At 40.3% G+C, this 24,037-nt stretch carries 16 protein-coding genes and 1 pseudogene; 8 read left to right on the top strand and 9 right to left on the bottom strand.

All coding sequences use genetic code 11. The annotated features are described in order from the left end of the window. Positions 1-80: 80 nt before the first annotated feature. From leuA to AVJ20_RS02660, 5 genes are all read right to left on the bottom strand, one after another. A complete protein-coding gene (leuA, locus tag AVJ20_RS02680; protein ID WP_111884051.1) occupies positions 81-1,778 on the bottom strand; it encodes a 2-isopropylmalate synthase in 1,698 nt (565 codons plus the stop codon). A 263-nt stretch (positions 1,779-2,041) separates the two neighbouring features. Next, on the bottom strand, positions 2,042-3,148 hold the full coding sequence (locus AVJ20_RS02675) for an alpha-hydroxy acid oxidase (protein ID WP_111884111.1): 1,107 nt from the start codon (positions 3,146-3,148) through the stop codon (positions 2,042-2,044). A 33-nt stretch (positions 3,149-3,181) separates the two neighbouring features. Further along, positions 3,182-3,865, bottom strand: a complete 684-nt coding sequence (locus AVJ20_RS02670) for a Fe2+-dependent dioxygenase (RefSeq protein WP_078192711.1) — start codon at positions 3,863-3,865, stop codon at positions 3,182-3,184. 109 nt (positions 3,866-3,974) lie between these two features. Then, positions 3,975-6,299 (bottom strand): TonB-dependent receptor, encoded by a 2,325-nt coding sequence (locus AVJ20_RS02665; RefSeq protein WP_111884110.1) that lies wholly within the window; start codon positions 6,297-6,299, stop codon positions 3,975-3,977. Positions 6,300-6,599: 300 nt separating this feature from the next. After that, positions 6,600-8,810: a TonB-dependent receptor domain-containing protein gene (locus AVJ20_RS02660; RefSeq protein ID WP_111884050.1), complete on the bottom strand. Its 2,211-nt coding sequence runs from the start codon at positions 8,808-8,810 to the stop codon at positions 6,600-6,602. Between the two features lie 273 nt (positions 8,811-9,083). Here AVJ20_RS02660 and tig point away from each other — a divergent pair, with 273 nt between their 5' ends. The 4 genes from tig to AVJ20_RS02640 all read left to right on the top strand — a co-directional run bounded on the left by tig (position 9,084) and on the right by AVJ20_RS02640 (position 13,432). Then, a complete protein-coding gene (gene tig, locus AVJ20_RS02655) occupies positions 9,084-10,415 on the top strand; it encodes a trigger factor (protein WP_078192708.1) in 1,332 nt (443 codons plus the stop codon). Positions 10,416-10,609: 194 nt separating this feature from the next. Further along, positions 10,610-11,215, top strand: coding sequence for an ATP-dependent Clp endopeptidase proteolytic subunit ClpP (gene clpP, locus AVJ20_RS02650; protein ID WP_078192707.1), 606 nt, complete (start codon positions 10,610-10,612; stop codon positions 11,213-11,215). A 29-nt stretch (positions 11,216-11,244) separates the two neighbouring features. Next, positions 11,245-12,555 (top strand): ATP-dependent protease ATP-binding subunit ClpX, encoded by a 1,311-nt coding sequence (gene clpX, locus AVJ20_RS02645; protein WP_111884049.1) that lies wholly within the window; start codon positions 11,245-11,247, stop codon positions 12,553-12,555. Between the two features lie 163 nt (positions 12,556-12,718). Beyond that, positions 12,719-13,432, top strand: a complete 714-nt coding sequence (locus AVJ20_RS02640; protein ID WP_111884048.1) for a DUF2846 domain-containing protein — start codon at positions 12,719-12,721, stop codon at positions 13,430-13,432. Positions 13,433-13,559: 127 nt separating this feature from the next. On the opposite strand, the gene AVJ20_RS02635 is transcribed toward AVJ20_RS02640, so the two are convergent. Further along, positions 13,560-15,086: a fumarate hydratase gene (locus AVJ20_RS02635; protein ID WP_078189659.1), complete on the bottom strand. Its 1,527-nt coding sequence runs from the start codon at positions 15,084-15,086 to the stop codon at positions 13,560-13,562. A 682-nt stretch (positions 15,087-15,768) separates the two neighbouring features. Between AVJ20_RS02635 and AVJ20_RS02630 the strand changes: the two genes are divergently transcribed. The 4 genes and pseudogenes from AVJ20_RS02630 (at position 15,769) to AVJ20_RS02615 (ending at position 19,376) form a co-directional block, all read left to right on the top strand. After that, positions 15,769-16,038 (top strand): hypothetical protein, encoded by a 270-nt coding sequence (locus AVJ20_RS02630; RefSeq protein WP_111884047.1) that lies wholly within the window; start codon positions 15,769-15,771, stop codon positions 16,036-16,038. 12 nt (positions 16,039-16,050) lie between these two features. Next, positions 16,051-16,263, top strand: a pseudogene (locus AVJ20_RS18955) (GNAT family N-acetyltransferase); the annotation flags it as partial. A 221-nt stretch (positions 16,264-16,484) separates the two neighbouring features. After that, positions 16,485-17,705, top strand: a complete 1,221-nt coding sequence (locus AVJ20_RS02620) for an OprD family outer membrane porin (protein WP_162689716.1) — start codon at positions 16,485-16,487, stop codon at positions 17,703-17,705. 48 nt (positions 17,706-17,753) lie between these two features. Next, complete coding sequence (locus AVJ20_RS02615) at positions 17,754-19,376, top strand: alkaline phosphatase D family protein (RefSeq protein ID WP_111884045.1); 1,623 nt, start codon at positions 17,754-17,756, stop codon at positions 19,374-19,376. A 151-nt stretch (positions 19,377-19,527) separates the two neighbouring features. Here AVJ20_RS02615 and AVJ20_RS02610 read toward each other — a convergent pair whose 3' ends face one another. From AVJ20_RS02610 to AVJ20_RS02600, 3 genes are all read right to left on the bottom strand, one after another. After that, the gene (locus AVJ20_RS02610; RefSeq protein WP_162689715.1) at positions 19,528-20,202 is read right to left on the bottom strand and encodes an acid phosphatase; all 675 of its coding nucleotides are present in this window, start codon (positions 20,200-20,202) and stop codon (positions 19,528-19,530) included. Between the two features lie 260 nt (positions 20,203-20,462). Beyond that, the gene (gene pta, locus AVJ20_RS02605; protein WP_078192701.1) at positions 20,463-22,604 is read right to left on the bottom strand and encodes a phosphate acetyltransferase; all 2,142 of its coding nucleotides are present in this window, start codon (positions 22,602-22,604) and stop codon (positions 20,463-20,465) included. 59 nt (positions 22,605-22,663) lie between these two features. Continuing rightward, a complete protein-coding gene (locus tag AVJ20_RS02600; protein ID WP_111884043.1) occupies positions 22,664-23,881 on the bottom strand; it encodes an acetate/propionate family kinase in 1,218 nt (405 codons plus the stop codon). Positions 23,882-24,037: the final 156 nt, after the last annotated feature.

The following is a 24,037-nucleotide window of genomic DNA, read 5'->3' as shown; positions in this document are numbered from 1 at the left end:
AGTATGAATAATAAAAGGATACCACTTGAGGGTATCCTTCTAAAGTCATTTTATTGCTATTTGATATTTATAGCATTGAATTAGACTGCAGCAGCAATCACTTGTTCAGTACTCAAAACACCTTGTTCAATTAAACGGTTAGTGCTGGCAATAATCGCTTCGATGGATGCAGTCACGATGTTGTCATGTACACCTGCGCCGAATGCAGACTTACCTGTGCCTTTCACTTGAAGCTCAATTAAAGCCAAGGCTTTAGCATGTGCGCCTGAACTGATGCTACGTTCTTCATAGTTCAAGACATCAATCGGTAACTGCAAGGCATTTAAGATAGCAGATATTGGGCCGTTGCCTTCACCGCGTAATTGCTGGATCTCACCGTTCACTTCGACATCAAGCTCAATGACTTGTTTGCCATTTTCATCATGTAAGCGGTAGTTTTTCGCCGCATAATGTGTATCTTTGGCCGCCACATACGTGTCTTTAAACAATGACCAGATTGCTTGTGCAGAAATCTCAGTACCGTCTTCATCTGTTTTTTGCTGTACGATTTGCGAGAATTCAATTTGAATACGGCGAGGCAACACCACGTTGTAATTTGATTCTAACAAGTACGCAATACCGCCTTTACCAGACTGTGAGTTGACACGAATCACGGCATCATAGTCGCGGCCCAAGTCTTTCGGGTCGATTGGCAAATAAGGCATATCCCACATTTCTTCGTTCTTTTGGAACTCGAAACCTTTTTTAATGGCATCTTGGTGTGAGCCTGAGAACGCGGTGAAGACCAAATCACCAGCATACGGATGACGAGGGTGTACCGGCAAGCCTGTACATTCTTCAATGATTGAAATGATTTCGTTAATGTTTGAGAAATCTAAGTTTGGCGCAACACCTTGGGTATACATGTTCAATGCAATCGCTGCAACGTCCACGTTACCTGTACGTTCACCGTTACCAAACACACAACCTTCGACGCGGTCAGCACCAGCCATAATGGCCAACTCAGAAGCGGCAATACCACAGCCACGGTCGTTATGACAGTGCACAGAAATAATCACACCGTCACGGCGTTGAATGTTACGGTGCATCCATTCCACTTGGTCTGCATAGACGTTCGGACCTGAAACTTCAACCGTTGCAGGCAAGTTTAAAATCACTTTGTTCTCTGGAGATGCTTCCCAAATTTCAGTGACCGCATCACAGACATCTTTAGCAACTTCTAATTCTGTTGCAGTAAAACACTCTGGACTGTATTGGAATACAAATTCAGTTTCAGGCTGTTTTGCAGCGTATTCTTTGACTTTCGTTGCGGCATTAATCGCTAATTGTTTTGCACCAGCAACATCAACATTCAACACTTTATTGCGGAAGGTTGGAGAGTTTGAGTTGTAGATATGCACGATGGCACGTTTTGCACCTTGTAAAGATTCAAATGTACGTTGAATCAAATGATCACGTGCTTGAACCAAAACTTCGATGTACACATCATCAGGAATATGACCGCCTTCGATCAACAAACGCGTGAAATCAAAGTCGATTTGTGATGCAGAAGGGAAGCCGATTTCAATGTGTTTGAAACCAATTTTCACAAGCATTTGGAACATTTTAAACTTTTGTTCAATGTTCATTGGCTCGAAGATCGCTTGGTTACCGTCACGAAGGTCGGTACTCATCCAGATCGGCGCTTTATTGATTTCGTTATTTGGCCATTGACGGTCTGGTAAGTCTACACGTTGGTACATGCGACGGTATTTTTTGCTTGGATCTGCCAACATCATGTGAAAACTCCTTATAGCACCGTGGATAAATGTCGTGGATAAACGGCAAGGTACTACTTATATAGATTGTGTCTATTCTAGCAATTTACAAGTTTAATATCGGAGTCTTTAGTCGAAAGTCGAAATAAATCTGTAAAGATTCACATGACTTAGCTTTACCGTAAGCTCGTAAATGTATAACTAAATATTAGTCCATATATTCCGGAAATAATTTCCTATTTTTGCGTCAAGATGCCATTACTGGAAAATATTTTTCTATAAAATTAGCTTTTTTGAAAAATATAATCTTTATTGATCTCATCGACGGTGGCTGTTCCCATCAATGCCATCGTAATCTCAAATTCTTCTTTCAGTATTTTGAGTACATGGGCAACGCCTAAAGCCCCCGCAGTCGCTAAACCATAAATGCAAGGACGTCCAACTAATACGGCAGATGCACCCAAGGCTATCGCTTTAAACACATCTGAACCTCGACGAATACCACCATCATATAAAACTGGAAAATCCGTAGGCACAACTTTTTTAATCAGTTCTAAAGCGGTGAGAGGGGAAATGCAACTATCCAGTACGCGCCCTCCATGATTCGACACAATAATGCCTTGCACACCGTGTTGCAGCGCAAGTTCAGCATCATGTGGATTGACAATGCCTTTTAAAATAATCGGTAATGAGGTGTTTTGACTGAGCCAAAGGATATCCGCCCATGTTGGTGCGATTTTCATCAGACCGTTAAATACGGGATGGTCGCCATCATTGAGCTCAGGCAATGGGATATGTGCAGGGGTATGCGGATGTTGCATGCCTTCAGGCAAATGGAAAAACACTCGACGTTCACGGTCACGAATCCCTGTATGCGGGGAATCAATGGTTACTACAATTGCTGTATAGGTATGTTCTTCTGCCATCTTGACCAGCGATAATGACTTTTCGCGTTCTCCTTGCCAATACAATTGGAACCATTTGTAAGGATTGTCCTGCTTTAACTCACGCATATCTGTATTGGTAAACGTACTGAGGATCATATTGCTGCCAAGGACTTCGGCAGCGAGGGCTGTTGCAGCTTCAGCATCAGGATGAAATTGTTGTTGATGACCTATCGGGGCTACAAAAATAGGATGTGGGAAACGTTGCCCTAAGATTTCGATTTGGGTATGACCTTGGGTTAGATCTTTCAGCATACGTGGTAGCAGTTGTATCTGTTCAAACTGAGACAAATTGCCACGGACACTGTGTTCATCCATCGAGCCGCCTTGCAAGTACTGCCACACCATTTGAGAAAGGTGTTTTTCAGCCTCGACTTCATAATCTGCAATGGTTTGCAAATGAGCTGGTATTTGTGTCAGTGGCGCTAAAATGTTGTGATCAGTCATTGGTAGTTTGTCCATGTCTATTGACCTTAAGCTTTAAATTTCGGCCCATTTGCGGATGAGGTTGTGATACAGACTAGTCAACTTGACGACTTCACTATGTGCATCACCCAATTGCATACGCAAATTTTGAATGCTTTGATCGAGATTAAATAACATGTGACGCTCAGCATCTTCACGGATCATACTTTGCAACCAAAAAAATGATGCAATACGACAGCCTGCAGTCACAGGAGTAACTTCATGCACACTGGTAGATGGATACAAAATCAAATCTCCGGCAGGCAATTTCACTTCGTGGTAGCCATAGGTGTCTTCTACCACAAGTTCACCACCCTCATATTCTTCGGGTTCACTTAGAAAAATCGTGCAGGACAAATCGGTACGAATTTTTTGATTGCTGTCAGGCATCCAGCGAATGGCATTGTCGACATGGAAACCAAACGTTTCACCATTTTCATAGCGGTTAAAATAGGGCGGCAAAATATTGAGGGGGAGAGCCGCTGATGTAAAAAGCGCGTGTTGTGACAATTCATGCAGAATAATGTCACCTAAATGCTGTGTTAATGGATGGTCTATATCTAGCTGTTGGTTATTTTTAACATTTTTAGACAGTGAGCCCGTAGTTTTTTGACCATTAATCCATTCTACTTTTTGCATTTCTGTGCGGAAGTAGTTGACCTGTTCTTTACTCAATACATTTGGAATATGGTGAATCACGGTCTGACCTTTTGAAATGTAATGTTTGTGTTTCGATCATATACAAAAATAGCCTCGAAGCGAGGCTATTGAGTCAATACCATAAATTATTTATGGTATTTATTTTTTCTTAGTATTTGAAGTTAACAGATAGAACTGCGCTGCGACCTTCTGCTTCAGTGGCATAGTGAGATGCGTAGGCTTTAGTGAAATAACGTTTGTCAGAAAGGTTATTTACATTCAACTGTAAATCCACATTTTTGTTAACGGTATAACGCGCCATGGCATCGTAGCGTACGTAGCTTGGAACCCATTTCGTATTGGTAGCATTACCAAATATTTTATCCATGTAGGTAGCGCCACCACCGATTGTGAACTGTGGAAGGACTTGGTAAGTTGTCCAAAGTGTTGCTGAGTTTTTCGCAACGTTTTGAACTTGGTTACCATTGCTTGGATTTGCAACATAGTCGTCACCGACTTTCGTGAAACCACCGTCAACTAATTCGCTGTCTAAGTAGGTATAACCTGCCATTACAGCCCACTTATCAGTTACATTACCTGTAACACCAAGTTCGATACCATCAACACGTGTTTCACCAATGTTGCTTGTAGTACCCTCTGTAGTTGTTGCACGTGTATTGGTTTTTTCTGTACGGAAAATTGCAGCAGTTAAGTTTAAACGATCGTTTAATACATCCCATTTCGTTCCTAACTCGTAAGTTTTAACCTCTTCGGGTTTAAGATTTTCGATTGCTGCAGTAATACCTTCTGAGCCATCACCACCATCAACACCGACTGGATTTGAGGATGTTGCATAGCTTGCATAGATACTGCTATTTTCAGTTGGTTTAAATGTTAAACCTGCTTGCCAGTTAATAAAGTCTTTTTCATTTTTGATTGATACTTTATCGCCAGCTTGAGCTTTAGCAGGATTTAAGGTCACATTGCTGTTGAGCGCACCATAAGTCATCGTTTGCTCTGTTGAGTAATCATCCCAACGTACACCCAAATCTAAGATCCATTGTGGGTGTAATTCAATGCTATCAAGGAAATATACTGAAGTATTTTTAGTTTCGATATTATAAAGATCTGCGCCAGCAGTACTTAAAGAGCCTGTCCAATTACCACGGTCAGGGTTTTGCACTGATGTACACCAACCATTTGCGATCGAATCTGCCGGACAAGATTGATGTGCAGAGCCGGTCGAATTTTTACCGTCAATAATATACTGGGTACGATCTGTTTCTTGATCTGAATATTCTGCGCCCAAATTAAAACGATGTTTTAAAAAGCCTGTGTCAAATTTACCAGTTAAAGCCAGTTGATCAGTAAAGCCATCTGTATCCGCAACTCGTGAGTTTGCACGTGCCCATACATTGCCTGTTACTTGGCCTGTTGCTTTATCAAAAAAGTTACCTTTTGAGTCGTCTGGGTTTGTCCATAGATAGTCATTTTTTGATTTGCTATAAACAGCAGTATTAGTTAATGTCAAATCGTCAGTTAAGTCATGTTCTAGCTTGATAGTACCAATGTGATTTTCTTGTTTTTGGAAATCACGATCTTTCCAGCCGTAATACATACCTTGTTTTACATCTATTGGCTTACCGTTACCGTTTAATGGGCGGTAGTCCATTTCACCAGTTTTAGGTGCGCCAAATGGATTGTTATATGGCACACCAGAATCAGGTGTATCATCCGATTTTAGATAGTAATAGCCAATAGTTGCACGAGTAGGTGTGTCTAAGCCGAAAGTAATACTAGGGGCAATACCAGCACGTTTGTATTCAGCACCATCAGCTTGACCCGCTTTTTCATTTTTATGACCCATGACCGCGACACGTGCAGCAACGCCATTACCAAAATCTTTGTTGCCATCAAGCGTCACACGTGCATAAGTATCTGTTCCACCAGCAACTGAACCTTCTAAAAAGTCACCTTTTTTCGCAACTTTCGAAATCATGTTGATACTGCCGCCAGAAGTACCTGCACCACCCATAGCAGAAGCTGAACCTTTGGTAACTTCTACTTGCTCTACAGCAAACATCTCACGGTTTTGAGAAGTTGAGTTACGTACACCGTCAACATACATTGAGCTTTCAGAGTTATAACCACGAATAAATGGACGGTCGCCATTTGGATTGCCACCTTCACCAGCACCGAGGGTAATTCCAGGTACTGTACGTAAAGCATCACTTAAAGTTGTGACTTGCGTGTCTTCAATCAGTTGCTTAGAAATCACTGATACTGATTTTGGTGTATCAAGAAGGGGAGCAACAAATTTAGCATTCGCAGATTTATCAACTTTTAAGCTTGGTGCTTTTTCAGCAGCAACTTCTTGGTTAATCGTTGGAAGTTGAGTAACTTGCTCTTGTGCGATTGCATTAACAGCAATAACAGAAAGTGAAGAAGCAATTGCTGAAGAAACAATTTTCTTACGTGTTTTAATGAAGGCCATTTCGAACCCGATTTGGAATAGTGAATTTGTATGCGAATAATAATGATTCTTATTTTTTCTTACATCTTTATGTAATTGTAAATCACGATAAATAATCATATTGTGATAGTCCTATTTAATGTAATGATATAACAAGTATTAATTAAGACTATGTTTTATTTAAATATTGATAAAATGTATTGTTTTTTTATGTTTAATTGAGATTATAAATATAGACATGATTGTGAATTAAATAAGAAGTAATCGTAAATTATTTATGCAAAAAAACCTGCCGAAGCAGGTTTTTTATTATGCGGTTATTTAGAATTTAAAGGTTGTACTTAATTGTACACGGCGGCCTTCCTGAGTATTGCTATAACGGTTGTAATAGCTATCTGCGACTTTCTCGTAATCGTTAAAGTTTTTATCAAATATATTGTACAGAGCAACACCTATATCCCAGTTTGGCGTTACATTAAAGTTTGAACCGACGTGTAATAATGCGTATTCCTTGTAGTCACCTAGGGCGTCATAAACCTGTTGATTCGCTACAGTTAGATTGTCATAGGTTGAGGTGAAACGTGCACGTTCACTTCGATACTCGCCACGCGCCCATAAATTCACAAAGTCAGCAGCTTGCCATTTAAGCGACGCATTGACCATGTGTTCTGGTGTGTCATTAAGTACAGGATTGCCTAAACTGCTATCTTTAATTTCAGTTTCAGTCCAAGTGTAGTTCAGTCCAAATTTCCAATTGTCGGCAAATGCCCAGTTTAAACCAGCTTCAATACCATAAACTTCAGCTTCTTCGGCATTCACAGGACGAGTCACATTCCATGAATCTGGTTTGCCACGGTTATAATCCATCACCCACGGCGTTCCAACCGATGCCATGAAAGCTTCACAGTCAGCTTTAGACCAATTAATACCCGAAGTCGTTGTGTTATCAGTATTACAGCTAATTTCCTTGTTACCCGTCATAATTTTATCTTCGATTTGACTAAAGAAAGCCGTAACGTTGAAGTCAAAATTATGATTGGTTGAGAAATATGTACCAAACTCAAAGTTCTTGCTGGTTTCAGGTTTTAGATTTGGGTTGCCAAAAGTTGGTGTACGACCCTGACCACTGACATTGACCACACCATCAGTTAAACGTTCTAAACGTGGGGCTTTATAACCTTCACTATATCCGCCTTTGAAGGTCCAGTTTTCATTTGCATTCCATACCAAATATGCACGTGGTGTCCAAAAGTCACCAAACGTATCGTGGTCGTCATAACGAAGACCAAGTGTTAATGCAAGATTGTCGTTCAGCGACCAAGTATCTTCGGCGAATAGACCCAATTGCTCAAAAGAAACTTCTTTTTTTACACGTAAACCATCACTAATACTGGCTTCCCACCATTGACCGCCTAGAGTAATACGGTGGTCTTCAAAATGTTGAGTGGTAAGTTTAGTATCAAAAATCGTATCTTCACTTTCTAACACACGAGGAGTGATGGCTGTTGACATTCCTTGTGCACGTGCAGGAATTAAACGTCCAACCGTTTCTGTTTGAGTATTGATAATACTTGACTCAAGTTTGCCAATAGCATTATTCCAAGTATGTGCGAGGATCATTTTCTCACGATTATATTCTTGAGCATCACCATAACCACCGTTTGCGCCAAGAGTGCCTAATTGACCTTTGCTATTGTCATACCATTGTTCAGTTTTTTCATATTCAACTGAAATATCATGGTCGCTGTGCGGTGTCAGGGTTAAGCGAGCACCGATAGTTTCTAGATCTGATTTAGTTGGGCTATTTCCGCCACTAAGTTCAGCACCAGTATCATCGTCATCACTACGTATTAAATCTGATTGATCACGTTCCGCTTTACGTGCACGGATTTGTAAGCCCAATAAATCTTGAATGATTGGCCCTGTTAAAAATGCATCGACAGCGCGTTGGTTACCAAAGTCTGAGTGATTTGGCAGTACTGTCCCTTCTAACGTGACCGAACCAGTCCATTCAGGGGAAACTTTTTTGGTAATGATATTGACTACACCACCAATTGCATCAGAACCATATAAAGTAGAAGCTGGTCCGCGGATGACTTCGATGCGTTGGATAGCCGAAACAGGGGGGATAAAACTATTATTCGACTCACCAAATCCATTAGGGGCAATATCACCTGTACTATTTTGTCGGCGGCCATCAATTAAAACCAAGGTATATTCGGCGTCCATACCACGAATACGAATATTTAATCCGCCGGTTTTCCCTGCTGTAGGGCTAATATCGACACCTTCTATATCACTTAATGCATCTGCAACGGATGTAATTCGTTTATTTTTTAAGTCTTCAGCCGTAATCACGGTAATCGAAGCAGGAGCATTCTTGATCTTTTGTTCAAAGCCCGCTGCAGAAACAACAATGGTTTCCATCTGTTGAGCTTGAGATTCAGTCGTTTCAGCATGTGCGTAACTCGTAGTAGTTACAATTGCCCCAAATAAAGCAGCGGAAAGAGGGTTGAGATTAAATTTACTCATAAAAGAATACCAAATATGGACAAGATAAATATATGAAAATAAATTAAAAAAAATATCATTAAGAATAATAGTGAGAAAGTTTCTCATTTTCAATGGTGAATTAAAAAATAATTAATATTTCTTCGAAAAAAGCTGAAAAATTCTAAAAATAAGAAGGGCATCCATGCCTGAATTTATAGTGTTATAATCCATTTTTGTATATCTTTAATTGTTGTCATATAATGTGGCACTTTTTTTTAAAACTGTTTTAACTAACAAATTATCGAGGAAGCCATGCAAGTAACTTCTGAAGCGGTTTCGGGCGTTGCCCGTCGTTTAAATGTATCTGTACCGACGAGCCGTATTAACGAGCAGTTTGAAGCTCGCTTGAAACGCACTGCCAAAACTGTGAAGATCAACGGCTTCCGTCCAGGTAAAGTACCTGTAAACGTTGTTCGTCGTGAATACGGTGCTGGTATCTATCAAGAAGTTGTAAACGACATCATTCGTGACACAGTATTCGAAGCGATCCAACAAGAAAAAATCAATGCTGTTGGTATGCCAAACATTGAAAAAACTGAAATGAAAGATGATGCTTTAGTTTATGAAGCAACTGTAGAAGTTTATCCAGAAGTTGAAGTTAAGTTCGAAGGTCTAGAAGTTGAACGTAAAACAACTTCAGTTGACGACAAAGACGTTGAGAAGATGATTGAAAATCTTCAAAAACAACGCGCTTCATGGGTTGAAACTAAAGGCATGGCTAAAAAAGACATGCAAGTAACGTTCGACTTTGAAGGTACTGTTGATGGCGAGAAGTTTGAAGGCGGCGCTGCTGAAGACTTTAAACTCGTTCTTGGTTCTGGTCGTATGATCCCTGGCTTCGAAGACGGCATCGTTGGTATGAAGAAAGGCGAAGAGAAAGTTATCGATGTAACTTTCCCTGAAGACTACCAAGCTGAAAACCTTGCTGGTAAAGCTGCTCAATTCAAAATCACTGTTAAGCTTGTTGAAAAACAAAAACTTCCAGAAGTTGATGCTGAATTCTTAAAAATCTTCGGTCTAACTGAAGAAGAAGGCGTTGAAAAGCTGAAAGCTGACGTGCGTAAAAACATGGAACGTGAAGTGAAAAACGGTCTTCGTAACCAAGTGAAAGGTGCAACTTTTGATGCGCTTGTAGCTGCAAACGAAGTAGAACTTCCAGAAGCAATGGTTGCTCAAGAAATTGACCGTCAACGTCAACAAATGATCCAACAATTCACTCAACAGTTTGGTGCTCAAGGCGCTAAAGCGTTTGATTCAAGCATGCTTCCAGATGACCTATTCAAAGAGCAAGCTGAAAAATCAGTTAAACTTGGCGTATTGGTCAGCAAAGTATTAGCTGATGCTAAAATTGAAGTTGATGCTGCACGTGTTGATGCTTACATCGAAGACATGGCTTCTTCTTACGAAGATCCTAAAGAAGTAATTGAATACTTCAACAACGATAAACAGCAACGTGCTCAAATCGAAGCTGTTATTCTAGAAGACCAAGTTGTCGATCACATCTTAGCTTCTGCTAAAGTAACTGATACAACAGTGAGCTATGAAGACTTATTGAAAGAGCAACAAGCTCGTCAACAAGGCTAATTTCTAGCTTTCAAAAAAAGGCGCATTAAGCGCCTTTTTTTATCGAAATTTGCCCCCAAATAAGTTGTCCTGATTTCACAATGCTTATGAAAAAAATATCTGTTATTTAATTGGGAATCTTTTGCAATTTCGACAAATATCCCTCATATTGTGAATTATGGGTTGAGTCAGAAAAATTTAGGAATAAATAACGTATGTATGTTCCAACAATTGAAAACGCACTAGTGCCAATGGTGGTAGAACAGTCATCTCGTGGCGAGCGTTCTTTTGATATTTATTCACGCCTTTTGCGTGAACGTGTGATTTTTTTAACCGGTGAAGTTGAAGACAACATGGCAAATTTGATTGTTGCCCAAATGTTGTTCTTAGAAGCAGAAAACCCAGATAAAGATATTCATTTATATATCAACTCACCAGGCGGTTCGGTTACTGCAGGTATGGCGATTTACGATACCATGCAATTTATTAAACCTGATGTTGTGACTTACTGCATGGGGCAAGCAGCATCGATGGGTGCATTCCTGCTTAATGCCGGTGCTAAAGGCAAACGTTACTGTCTTGAAAATGCCCGTGTCATGATTCACCAACCACTCGGTGGTTTCCGTGGTCAGGCATCTGACATTGAAATTCATGCACGTGAAATTCTATTCATCAAAGAACGTTTAAATCGTTTAATGGCAGAGCATAGTGGTCAAGACTACGAAACTGTTGCTCGAGATACTGACCGTGACAATTTTATGACAGCGCAAGCTGCGAAAGAATACGGTCTTGTGGACGAAGTTTTATCTAAACGCCCATAAGTTTTAAAGAATTAATTATTGGAGTGAATATGTCCGAACATCCTCAAGGACAAAAGCATTGTTCATTTTGCGGTAAAACGCAGTCTGAAGTCGGGAAACTGATTGCAGGTGAGGACGCGTACATCTGTAATGAGTGTGTGGACGTATGTCTTGACCTAGTTCAGACCAGTCAGCAAGTTGAATCAAATGACTGGGCAACTCGTCCTTTACCAAAACCGCATGAAATCCGTGCTGCGCTTGACCAATATGTGATTGGTCAAGATGTTGCGAAAAAGACCCTCTCTGTTGCGGTATACAACCACTATAAACGCCTAAAAGTTGGCACCAGTGGTAAAAAACCAGAAGACGGTGTAGAGATTTCGAAAAGTAACATCATGTTGGTTGGACCAACAGGTTCAGGTAAAACACTGCTTGCTCAGACACTTGCGCGTCTTTTAGATGTGCCATTTGCGATGGCAGATGCAACGACTTTAACTGAAGCCGGTTATGTGGGTGAAGACGTTGAGAACATTGTTCAAAAACTCCTTCAAAAAGCCGATTACGATGTAGAAAAAGCGCAAAAGGGCATTATCTATATCGATGAAATCGACAAAATTACCCGCAAGTCTGAAAACCCATCGATTACTCGTGATGTATCGGGTGAGGGTGTTCAGCAAGCGTTATTGAAAATGATCGAAGGTACGGTTGCGTCGATTCCGCCTCAAGGTGGTCGTAAGCATCCGCAGCAAGAATTTATTCAAATTGATACTTCAAATATCCTGTTTATCTGTGGTGGCGCATTCTCTGGTCTAGAGAAAATCGTACAGCAGCGTCAGGAAAAAGGTGGTATTGGCTTTACGGCTGAAGTGCGTAAGAAAGATGAAACTAAAAAATTATCTGACTTATTCCGCCAAGTTGAAGCGACAGATTTGGTTAAATTCGGTCTGATTCCTGAATTTATTGGTCGTTTGCCAGTCATTGCAACCTTGGAAGAACTCGACGAAGAAGCATTGATGCAGATTCTGACAGAACCAAAAAATGCATTGACACGTCAGTACCAATATTTATTTGAAATGGAAAATGTTGACCTTGTATTTGAAGACTCAGCATTACGTGCCGTGGCTAAAAAAGCCCTTGACCGTAATACGGGTGCGCGTGGTCTACGTTCGATTTTAGAAAATTCATTGCTTGAAACGATGTATGACCTACCAAGTCGTTCAGATGTGGGTACGGTTGTCATCAATGAAGCGGTGATTAATGGTGAAGCGGAACCTGAATTTAAATCAGAACGTCAACCAAAGAAAACTGAAGAAGCTGCACCGAAGTCAGATTTAAAAGTTGTGAACTCTAAATCTGCTTAAGCGCTATTCGTCTGAAACGTGTGTAAATCCAAGATTTGCACACGTTTTTTATTTCCAAAAATAAAAGCAGAATGTTAATCTCAGCAGGATGGCGTGGATGCCTGAATGTAAAAAACTGAAAACAAAAGTGTAAAAATAAAAAAAGACGCAGTGAGGGATAATCATGCGTGGAGTTGCAATTCTACTTTTAAGCAGTGTAGCGCTGCTGGGTTGTCATGGAAAATCAGCCATTGAGCAAACGTCATTGGCTTCGACATTAAAGCCTGTGGATCCTGAAAGTACACCGGGTCATATTGAGCAATATCGATTGGGTATGTTTACCATTGGTGGTTGGGTCAATCAGAAACAAGGCCGACATTTTCAAGAAGTGAAAGCTCAGCATGATCAAGCAGCGATGGTGTATTTATATCGTCCAGACAGTAAATGGAATCGTCAAGAAATTGTGGCCAGCAGCTTATTTCTGAACAGTGAGCGTATTCCAAGTTTATTGAATAATCATTATTACTGGGTGGAGTTACCGGCAGGGAATTACCGCTTATCGTCCAGTCGCCCTTTGGGGGTGAATCATTTTCAAAAACCTAAATATTTAGACTTTGATGTTGAAGCAGGTCTAACTTACTTCATTAAATATGATGAAGAGAATTTATCCAGTAAAAGAACGGTTTCAGGGCCATTGTTGCTCATGCCTGAAAAAATTGGTCGAAATGAAATCGCATTTACAGAGTTGAAATCCAACAGTTTTAACTTTGTGGCAGAAGATCAAAACACTGGAAAAGTGCGGAAAAGTGCGCAGAAGTTGAAAGCACCTCATTATGATCCTGCGGAAGATGTGCAGTTGACCAAGCCTTTTAAACTGTGGAATCCATTAACTTGGTAATGTAATTAGCTCGTGTTTTTGAGTGTGTGAAAATATTAAATACCGAATGTCATTCAACAAACAGCCTAAATATTGACATTAAAAAAGCACCCGATGGGGTGCTTTTTAGCTCTTGAATGTGGCGAAATTAGTTCGCAGCAGCATCAACTACTGGGATTTTACCAATTTTTGCTTGCCAGATTTTTGGTGCTGTTGCGTGAACAGAAGTACCATTTACGTCAACAGCTACAGATACAGGCATGTCTTTTACAACAAATTTGTAGATCGCTTCCATACCTAAGTCAGCGAAAGCAACCACTTCAGCTTCACGAATCGCTTTCGATACTAAGTAAGCAGCACCACCAACAGCCATGAGGTAAGTTGCTTTGTTGTCTTTGATAGCTTCAACAGCAGCAGGACCACGATCCGCTTTACCAATCATACCGAACATGCCAGTTGCTTCAAGCACTTGACGTGTGAACTTATCCATACGAGTTGCAGTTGTTGGGCCAGCAGGACCAACGACTTCGTCACCGACTGGATCAACAGGGCCAACGTAGTAAATAAATTTACCTTTTAGGTCAACTGGAAGTTCTTCACCTTTGTTTAACATGTCAACCATACGTTTGTGCGCAGCGTCACGACCTGTATAGATTGTACCGTTAAGAAGTAGTGTGTCACCTGGTTGCCAAGAGTTCATTTCTTCTTGAGTGATGTTATCTAAGTCAACACGTTTAGACGTTGATGAATCCCAAGTCACTGCAGGGTAGTCTTCAAGGCTAGGCGCTTGGATATGCGCTACACCTGAACCGTCTAATTGGAAATGCGCATGACGAGTTGCAGCACAGTTAGGAATCATACCTACTGGTTTACCCGCAGCGTGACATGGGTAATCTTTGATTTTGATATCAAGAACAGTGGTTAAACCGCCAAGACCTTGAGCACCAATACCTAAAGCATTTACTTTTTCGAAGATTTCGATACGAAGTTCTTCGATTTGGTTTTGTGGGCCACGACGAAGGAGTTCGTCCATGTTGATTTCTTCCATCAATGCTTCTTTTGCAAGCATCATGGCTTTTTCAGCAGTACCACCAATACCGATACCGAGCATACCAGGAGGACACCAACCTGCACCCATTGTTGGAACAGTTTTAAGTACCCAATCTACGATAGAGTCAGAAGGGTTAAGCATTGCAAGCTTAGATTTATTTTCTGAACCACCACCTTTAGCAGCAACAGTAATATCAACTTTATTACCCGGAACGAGTTTGTAGTGAATTACAGCAGGGGTGTTGTCTTTGGTATTTTTACGACCAAAAGCAGGATCAGCTAATACTGATGCACGAAGAATGTTTGAGTTTTCAAGATAACCTTGACGTACACCTTCGTTGATTGCATCGTCTAGGCTCATGGTTAAATCAAATTTAACGTCTAAGCCCACTTCAAGAAATACGTTCACAATACCCGTATCTTGACAGATAGGACGATGGCCTTCTGCACACATACGAGAGTTAATTAAAATTTGTGCAATCGCGTCTTTTGCGGCTTTGTTTTCTTCACGGTCATACGCACGGCTCATCGCTTGGATGAAGTCCTGTGGGTGATAGTAAGAAATGAACTGAAGCGCATCTTTTACCGATGTGATCAAGTCATCTTGCTTGATAATAGTTGTCATACAAATATCTCTTGAGCGGGCTGATAGCTAGCGGGCTAAATTATAAGACAAAAACACAGTTGTGTGGGTATTTCGCTTAATCTTTGGCCGAAAGTTTAATAGGCTTAAACAGCACCGTGTTTCGCTGTCATCAATAGCCTGAAAATGACGTTTTCACTGTCATATTTCATGAAATATTTGTCACATAACTAGAGGAGAAGATTTGTTTTTGTTTCTAAGATTTTGAAATTAAATAATATTTATTATTTTTGAATATTTCATATTTGTCATATAACTGTCATAAAACTTTTACATAATGACGTCATCAAAGTTAGAGTGTGAAATATATGGTTACTCCAGTGTTGTCAGTTATTGGTTTTTCTCTGTTTATCGCAGCAACTTGGTTCTACGGTCAACAAGAAGATCAAGCCTAAAGCTTTATCTTCTTTTTTTTTTGCTTTAAATTTTATAAAAAATAATATTCTTCTTCAAATCTTCAAATCTTCAAATCTTCAAATCTTCAAATCTTCAAATCTTCAAATCTTCAAATCTTCAAATCTAATCATGAGTAATAGCTAATTTTTAGTCTTTGCGTCAGTGTGTGTGATAATCATCGATGATCTTTGTTGCTTTCAAATTTTTTACAAGACTTCAATTCTAAACGTTATGATTTGAAGCAAATAGATGACAGGTAAAATTAAAAATGGGCACTGTTACTGTTCGACCAACTGTTGAATCAGATTGGGAGATACTGAAAAAATTACAGCTCAAGGCATTACATGACAGTCCTGATGTATTTATAGCAACAGATGAAAAAATTAAAACTCATAGTGACTCTGAATGGCGTGATAGAGCTGCGCAAAAAAGACCATGCCAGTTTCTATTGGCATTTGACGGAATGAGAGCTGTAGGCATGGTTGGAGGTACTATTGATAAACAGCATGAATTTACTGTAGTTGCAATGTGGTTGTAAGAGAATTATCGGGGAAACAGTTTTGCTGATCTTTTAATATGTAATCTAAAAAAATATGCAGCAAACCAAGGTTATACAAAAATTGTACTTCGTGTTGAATTAATTAATTTACGAGCTACTCAATTTTATTCTAAACAAGGTTTTATAAAAGTTCTTGAGCAATCTTCTTTAAAATCAGGCTTAGAGCTAAGCAGTCAAAAAATGGAGTGCTTGCAGTTCTTTTAATGGTCAACTTTTTTCATATTTAAGTGCTTAAAAAAAATAACTCTAATTTTTATATTATCAAATATTTATATTAAACATTTGTTTTATTTTTCATGTAATTGTCATGGGATTGCAAGTGTATTGTCATACAGAGTCTTTAGGTTATTGCAGTATTTCTCAAGGACCAAAGAGGTTAGACGTTGAATTACAAAGCACTCATCTGCTGTATGGTTTTCACCCCCATGCTGACAATGCAGGCAGCACAAGCAGAATTTATTAAAGATAGTAAAGCAGAAATAGATTTTAAAAATTATTATTTTGATCAAGATCAAGAGCCTAACGATAAAGATTCGACAGTTTGGGGACAAGGTATTGAATTGAGTTATCAATCTGGTTTTACCGAAGGTCAAGTCGGTTTTGGTTTAGATGCTACTGCGGCAGCAGGTATACGTTTAGACGGCAGTAAAGATAAAGCCAAAAATTCGTTGATGTTTCCTTTAGAGGGTGATGGTAGTCCAACAAATTATTGGACACGTGCATATCCCACTTTAAAAGCGCGCTATCAGAAAACTGATGTAAAAGTCGGGGAGTTACGCCCTAATTTACCCATTTTAAGTCGAAGCTTTGCTCGCTTGCTCGAATCTGCCTATTTAGGTGGTCAAGTCACTTCTAAAGATGTAAAGGGATTGACTTTAACAGGTGGTTACGTCACTAAAGCAATTCCACGTGCATCACGAGATGCGTCAAAGCTTTCTATTAAAGGCGCAACAGAAACCAGTGATGGGTTTATGTTTGGCGGTGCGGACTGGAAGCCCAATAAAAATTTAACGCTACAGTACTATGCCGGTGAGCTGGATGATTTTTATGTACAGCAATTTATCGGCGTGAAACACAAATTTCCATTCAGTGAAAACCAGAGTTTTAATACGGACTTACGTTTATTTGATACTCAAGCGACTGGAGCTAATGAGCGTGGTGAAAAAGGCTATGGCGCTAAAGTAGATAACCAGACAGCCAGTGTGGATTTCAAATACAAATTCAATAATCATCAGCTGCAATTCGGCGCGCAGAAAATTGGAGATGATGGCGATTTTCTGCATATGAATCAGGGCAGTTTAGACAACGGTGCAGATGGGACTTTCATTTACTTACCAACCAACCGTTTGTTGCAGAACTTTACCAATGCTGGGGAAAAGTCGACTTGGTATGGCTATCGTTATGACTTTAATGATCAATACTTAAAAGGCTTAAATGTATCGTTCCTGAAAGTACAAGGACGTGACTTTGGTAAATGTGGCTGTGCAACTGAGTCTGAAATTGACTATACCTTGCGTTATAAAGTTCCAGAAGGGAAATTCAAAAATTTAGGTTTTACCGCTCAATACGGAAAATTCAAAAAAAGTACAGGAACAAAGCAGGAACAAAGTCGTATCTACTTGACCTACACCCTGCCAATTTTCTAATCCAAAACCGATCAGATTAATTTATTAATAAGTTTATAGAGAAATAAAATGAATCATATTAATTCGAATCGTCGTCAATTCTTAAAGGGTTTGATGGGAGTCGGGTCTTTAGCGTTATTTTCTGGACTGAGTCCAGTAAGCACGTGGGCAAATGCCAAATTTCCGATTAGCCCATTTCAATTAGGTGTTGCCTCAGGTGAACCTTGGCCAGATGGCTTTGTGATTTGGACGCGTGTTGCACCATATCCACTTTCTGTAGATGGTGGGATGCCGAAGGAAGCTGTTGAAGTGGATTGGGATATTGCTACAGATATTGAATTTAAGAAAATTGTGCAAACTGGGAAGGCGCAGGCACATCCTGACTTGCATCACACCGTGCATGTGGAAGTGGCCGGTTTAGCACCGATGACACGCTATTATTATCGATTTAGATTGGCTGGTTATGAAAGTTCTGTAGGTACAGCAAAATCAGCACCTGCCGCGCACCAAATGCCAGAACGAGTTCGAGTCGCTGTAGTGGGCTGTCAGCATTATGAAACGGGTTATTACACGGCTTATGACTACTTGAGCAAAGAAAAAGAGATAGATTTAGTTTTCCACTATGGTGACTATATTTATGAAGGACCAGAGGGTAAAGGCGGGGGACGTGCAATTGGAGATCTAAGAGTTTCAATTCCTGCACGTCAACATATTGGTCCTGAAATTCAAACTTTACTGCAATATCGTATTCGTTATGCACAGTACCGTGCAGATCCTGATTTACAAGCTGCACATGCATCTGCACCTTTTGCGATGACGTTTGATGATCATGAAGTGGATAACAACTGGGCTGCAGATATTGAAGAAAAAGGCGAGAAGAAAGACATATTTTTACTGCGCCGCGCAGCAGCGTTTCAAGCGTGGTACGAATATATGCCTGTACGCTTAAAACAGAAGCCGAATGGTCCAGATATCCTTGCTTACCGTACTTTAGATTATGGCAAAATGCTACGGATGAATATTTTAGATACACGCCAATACCGTTCTCCAATTTTATGCACCAAAGCTCAGTTAGAAGATGGGTTTGATAAAGTAGATTACTGCCGTACTGAGAATAGCCGAAATGAGCAGGTTCTTGGTAAAGCACAAGAGCAATGGTTGGCGAAGCAAATGCGCCATGATAAGCGTTGGAATGTCTTGGCACAGCAAATTCAGGTTATGCCTTGGGTGCGTTATAACAAATCAGGCAAAGCTTATTTTGGGAAAGATACGTGGAATGGCTATCCATACGCACGCGAGCGCTTGATTGAATCTATCAAAAAAAATGCACCTCATGGTAATACGGTAATTTTATCAGGAGATTTGCATCAATATTTTGCAGCGAATATTCCAAGTAATTTGAATGATTTTAAGAGCCCATCGATTGCAACTGAATTTTTAACTACATCAATAACCTCTACCGGCAATGGTCAACCAATTCGTCCAGGGCAGGAAGATGTGCTGAAGTTAAATCCACACATCAAATTTATCAATGATCAACGCGGTTATCAGACTTTAGACTTTTTTAAAGACTATATGCGTACAGACTTAAAGGTTCTAGACTTTGTTGAAAAACCAGGTGGAAAAATGACGACCGTAGCAAGTTTTGAAGTGGCTTACGGCAAGCCAGAACTGAAGCAGATTGAATCTTAATAAAACGGTATCAAAATACTTCTGCTAAATTAAATAAAGCGCTTAGATGGTTCTAAGCGCTTTATTTTTATATTGGACATGCACATCTATTAAAAACCACTGCCCATGCATGTGATCTACTATCCATGCAATGGGACAAGATGCTGACTTTTTAATCAGATTTTTTGTGTGAGGCAGAAATGAGATGGTTAATTTCAGTTTTGGCTTTGATCATATCGGCTTTAAATTGTGGATCTGCCTGTAGGCGTGAAAATTGCGCTGCTCCCATAATACGGCCAGCATCGACATCACTTTGCCAATGCATATTGCACACGACTCGGCTTTGACCAAATTCAATACCACGTTTAAAAATTTGACTTTGACGCTCAGGACGTAACTCTGCTAAGACTAATGCATATGTCCAACCGATAGTTGTATGTCCAGAAGGATAGGAAACATATTGATTTTTTTCATTTTCTTCTTCAGGAGTACAAGTGCTGACATTAAAATAGCCATATGGACGTTCACGGCTATATTTCTTTTTTGCAGTTTGAGTAGAGTATCTACTATCAAGTTTAATCTTTCTTAAAATTTCAAATAAAATAGGTGTATTTTTCTCATTAATTTCTAAGCCAAATGCAGATGAAAAAGGTCGCCCTAAGTGTGCATTTGAAACATCAGCATCAATTTGTGCTTGCTGCCAGCGAGCCGTATTTTTCAAATATTGAGATTGTTTAAAAATACTTTGATCACGAATAAAATCTCCACTATAGGGTTGTGGAGGAGTAGATAATATTTCAAGGCTATTTGGAGCTGAGTCAGGTGTTAGATATGAATCTGCGGCCATGGAGTGTGCGCTTAAGCAAACCCATATTAATGTAGAGATGGCACATGGAGTATAAAATTTTAAGTTTGTCATGATATAGCTAAGTTTTGAATAATTAAAAAAGCGCTCATACCATAAGCAATAATATTGACTCTAAGATGACAAGAATTAATAAGATGAAAATTATCGCAATATAAATAAGATTGAAATGCGGGAAAATCGGAATGAATAAAAAAACCACCCAATCTTTCGAAAGGGTGGTTTAGAACTCGAAACTAAAATTAAGCTTCTTGCTGTTCAGATTGAATTGCCGTTAATGCAATGGTAAACACGATGTCATCGACCAATGCGCCACGAGACAAGTCATTTACAGGCTTGTTTAAACCTTGCAGCATTGGGCCAACACTGACTACATTTGCAGAACGTTGAACTGCTTTATATGTAGTATTACCTGTATTTAAGTCCGGGAAGATAAACACATTGGCACGACCAGCCACTTTCGAGTCAGGTGCTTTAGAGCGTCCCACACTTTCCACCGATGCAGCATCGTATTGAAGCGGGCCATCAATAAGTAAGTCTGGGCGGCGTTCTTTGGCAATACGTGTTGCTTCAGCCACTTTTTCGACATCTGCACCTGCACCAGAAGTACCTGTTGAATACGAAATCATTGCGATACGTGGGTCAATACCAAAAGCTTTCGCTGAATCTGCAGATTGAATCGCAATCTCTGCAAGCTGTTCTGCATTTGGATCTGGATTAATTGCACAGTCACCATATACATAAACTTCATCTGGTAACAGCATAAAGAATACAGAAGAAACCAATGAATAATCAGGTGCAGTCTTAATCAATTGGAATGCAGGACGTACAGTATTTGCCGTAGTATGTACTGCGCCTGAGACTAAGCCATCCACCTGATCAAGTGCAAGCATCATGGTGCCTAAAACCACGGTATCTTGTAGCTGTTCGCGTGCTTGTAGATCATTGAGTTTGCCTTTGCGCAGCTCAACCATTTTCGGCACATAGTTTTCACGAATCAGATCTGGATCAATGATTTCCAAATCATGTGGAAGTTCGATGTTACGTGCTTTTGCAACTTCAATTACGGCTTCAGGTTTTGCCAATAAAATACAGTGTGCAATGCCACGAGATTGACAAATGGCAGCCGCTTGGATGGTCCGTGGTTCATCACCTTCAGGTAAAACAATCCGTTTTTTCGCAGCAATCGATTTTTGTACCAATTCATGACGGAATGCAGAAGGGGACAAGCGTGGTTGATATGAACCATTTAATACTTCAGTAATCCATTCAGCATTGATGTGGCTTGAAACAAAGCGAGTCACTTGCTCTGCACGTTCGACGTCATCGACAGGAATTTCATTGCCTAAATTTGAAAGTTGTTGTGCCGTTTCAAAAGTGCTTAAAGGCGTATGTAAAATCGGTAAGCCTTGCTTAATCGCGGTTTGGCAGAAATCCAAAACTTGTGGGTTCGGTTGATGGTGTTCAGTCAAAACCAAACCGGCAAGTGGAATACCATTGCTACTTGCAAGGCTAGAAGCCAACAATACATCAATACGGTCAGAGGCGCTGATAATCAGTTCACCTGCCACAAATTTGTGAAGTTCATGTTCAATATTAGAGGCAACTAAGCTGCTATGTAGTACGCGTCGATGAGCAGCATCGCCTTGGTTAATCCATTCTGATTGAATATGCGTCGCCAAGTCAGACATGCGCGGTACGCTGAGCGTATTACTAAATGGAACGAGGCCAATGACAGGTAGCTGTGTAGAACCAATTTGCGGATTACTTTGTTGTAATTCGAGTACAAATTTATTGGTATCACTGATTAAACGCAGATTTGGATCAAGCGTGACAGGAATTTGCGCAGATTCTTCTGGCAAACCACGTGTGCGCATAAACAAAACGCCCGCAGTACGTTCAGATGCTGCACCACCGAATTGGCGTAGAGAACTGTCAATTTTCTCAGCAGTTTTCGTGGCATTTTGAATATCTGCTGTGCTGACAATAATTACTTTAGCATCAAGAGCTTTTGCTAATGTCGCGTTGAGTTCTGAGGCAAAGTTATCTCGGCTGTTTGGAACCAAGCCTTCAACAATAATCAGATCATGCTTTTTTGCAATTTCACGGTGCAAACGAACTGCTTCTTCGAGCAATTCATCACTTTCATCATGACTCAGTTGTTTCACGATGGTGGCATGATGAATGGGTTCTACCGTTTCATTATTAAATAAATGACGATAAAGAGCCGTTGTACGGTCTACAGTATCTGCGACATTTTCTTGTGAAAATGGTTTCAGAAAACCTGCTTTGACCCCTTGGCATTCCAAAGCATAAATTAAACCTAAGCATGCAGATGTTAAACCTACACCTTCCCCAGTTGGCACGAGTAAAATTGTTTTCATACGGTGTCTAAATTAAAGCTAAAAATTAATATTGAAAGCGAAGGGGATGATGCGATTGCTTATGCAATCGCAGCTTCAGCATCAGACTTTTTTGTAGCAGACGCTGTCACCTCGTCTACAACATGCTCAGTTTCTTTGGCAATACGGCCTTCTTCATCGGTTGGAACAACCCAAATTTGTGGGCCAGTTCCGTGGTCAATACGACCTTCCGTACCGCGTTTTAAGTTGTCATTTAATTCTTTACTCAGGTTGAAACCAAAGTGCGGTAAGTATGAAACCGTTTTTTCACGAATGTAGGCAGAGTTTTCACCAATACCACCGGTAAAGAATAAACCGTCAATACGTGGTAGACCACAGCTTAAACCTGCTAAAGATTTAGCTAAACGGTAACAGAATACTTCAATGGCAAGCGCGGCATCTTCGTTGCCTTGTTCTGATGCTTCGATCAGTGTACGCATGTCATTTGAAAGATCAGACAAACCGAGTAGGCCTGATTGGCTGTTCAGCATCTTGTCGATTTTATAGATATCCCAACCTAAGTTGCTTGCAAGGAAGCTGTGAATACTTGGGTCAACATCACCACTACGTGTACCCATCACCACACCTTCAAGTGGTGTTAGCCCCATTGACGTATCTACAGATTGACCATTCCAAATCGCACAAGTCGAGCTACCATTGCCTAAGTGAGCAGTTAACCAGCCACCTTGTTTAAAGCTGCCTGCCAACATTGAGCCACGCTCAGATACGTAGGCATGGCTAGTACCATGGAATCCATAACGACGTACGTTATGTTGTGTGTACAAGAATTTTGGTAATGCATAACGGTATGCATGAGACGGCATGGTTTGGTGGAATGCTGTATCAAATACGGCTACTTGCGGAAGTTCAGGGAACAAACGCATGGTTGCTTCGATCCCTACCAAGTGAGCAGGGTTATGCAATGGAGCAAGTGGTGTTGCTTCACGAATACGTTCAATAATTTCTGGTGTTAATAGCTCAGCTTTAGTTAATGTACCGCCGTGAACAACGCGGTGACCAATCGCTTGAGGATTATGGTGAGCCAAACGCTCTAAAATAGTTTCAAGGGCTTTTTCATGGTCAGCATGTGGAATAGACAGCTCAAGCGCATCACCACCTGTAGTGACCCCTTTAATACGTGCATCAGCAGAACCTAGGTTCTCGGCTAGACCAAAAATACGATCTTCACGGCGCTCAGAAACTAACGCATATTTGATAGAAGAAGATCCGCAGTTAATTACTAATACTGATGTAGACACGTTTAAATACCCGAATTCTAATTGAAATACTTATCCATAATATTGATCTGATTGCAGTTGTATTGATTGATGCAATTTAGATCTGTGATGATGTTTTATCATGGGTTTTTTTATCGTCCTAGATAGACTTTAGGAGATTAGACTTAAGCACTATCG

Origin of the sequence: Acinetobacter sp. CFCC 11171 (genome assembly GCF_003268405.1) — a bacterium.
Classification (GTDB): Bacteria; Pseudomonadota; Gammaproteobacteria; order Pseudomonadales; family Moraxellaceae; genus Acinetobacter; species Acinetobacter amyesii.
Note: the sequence above shows the minus strand (reverse complement) of the source record. Positions and strands in the feature narration are given on the sequence as shown.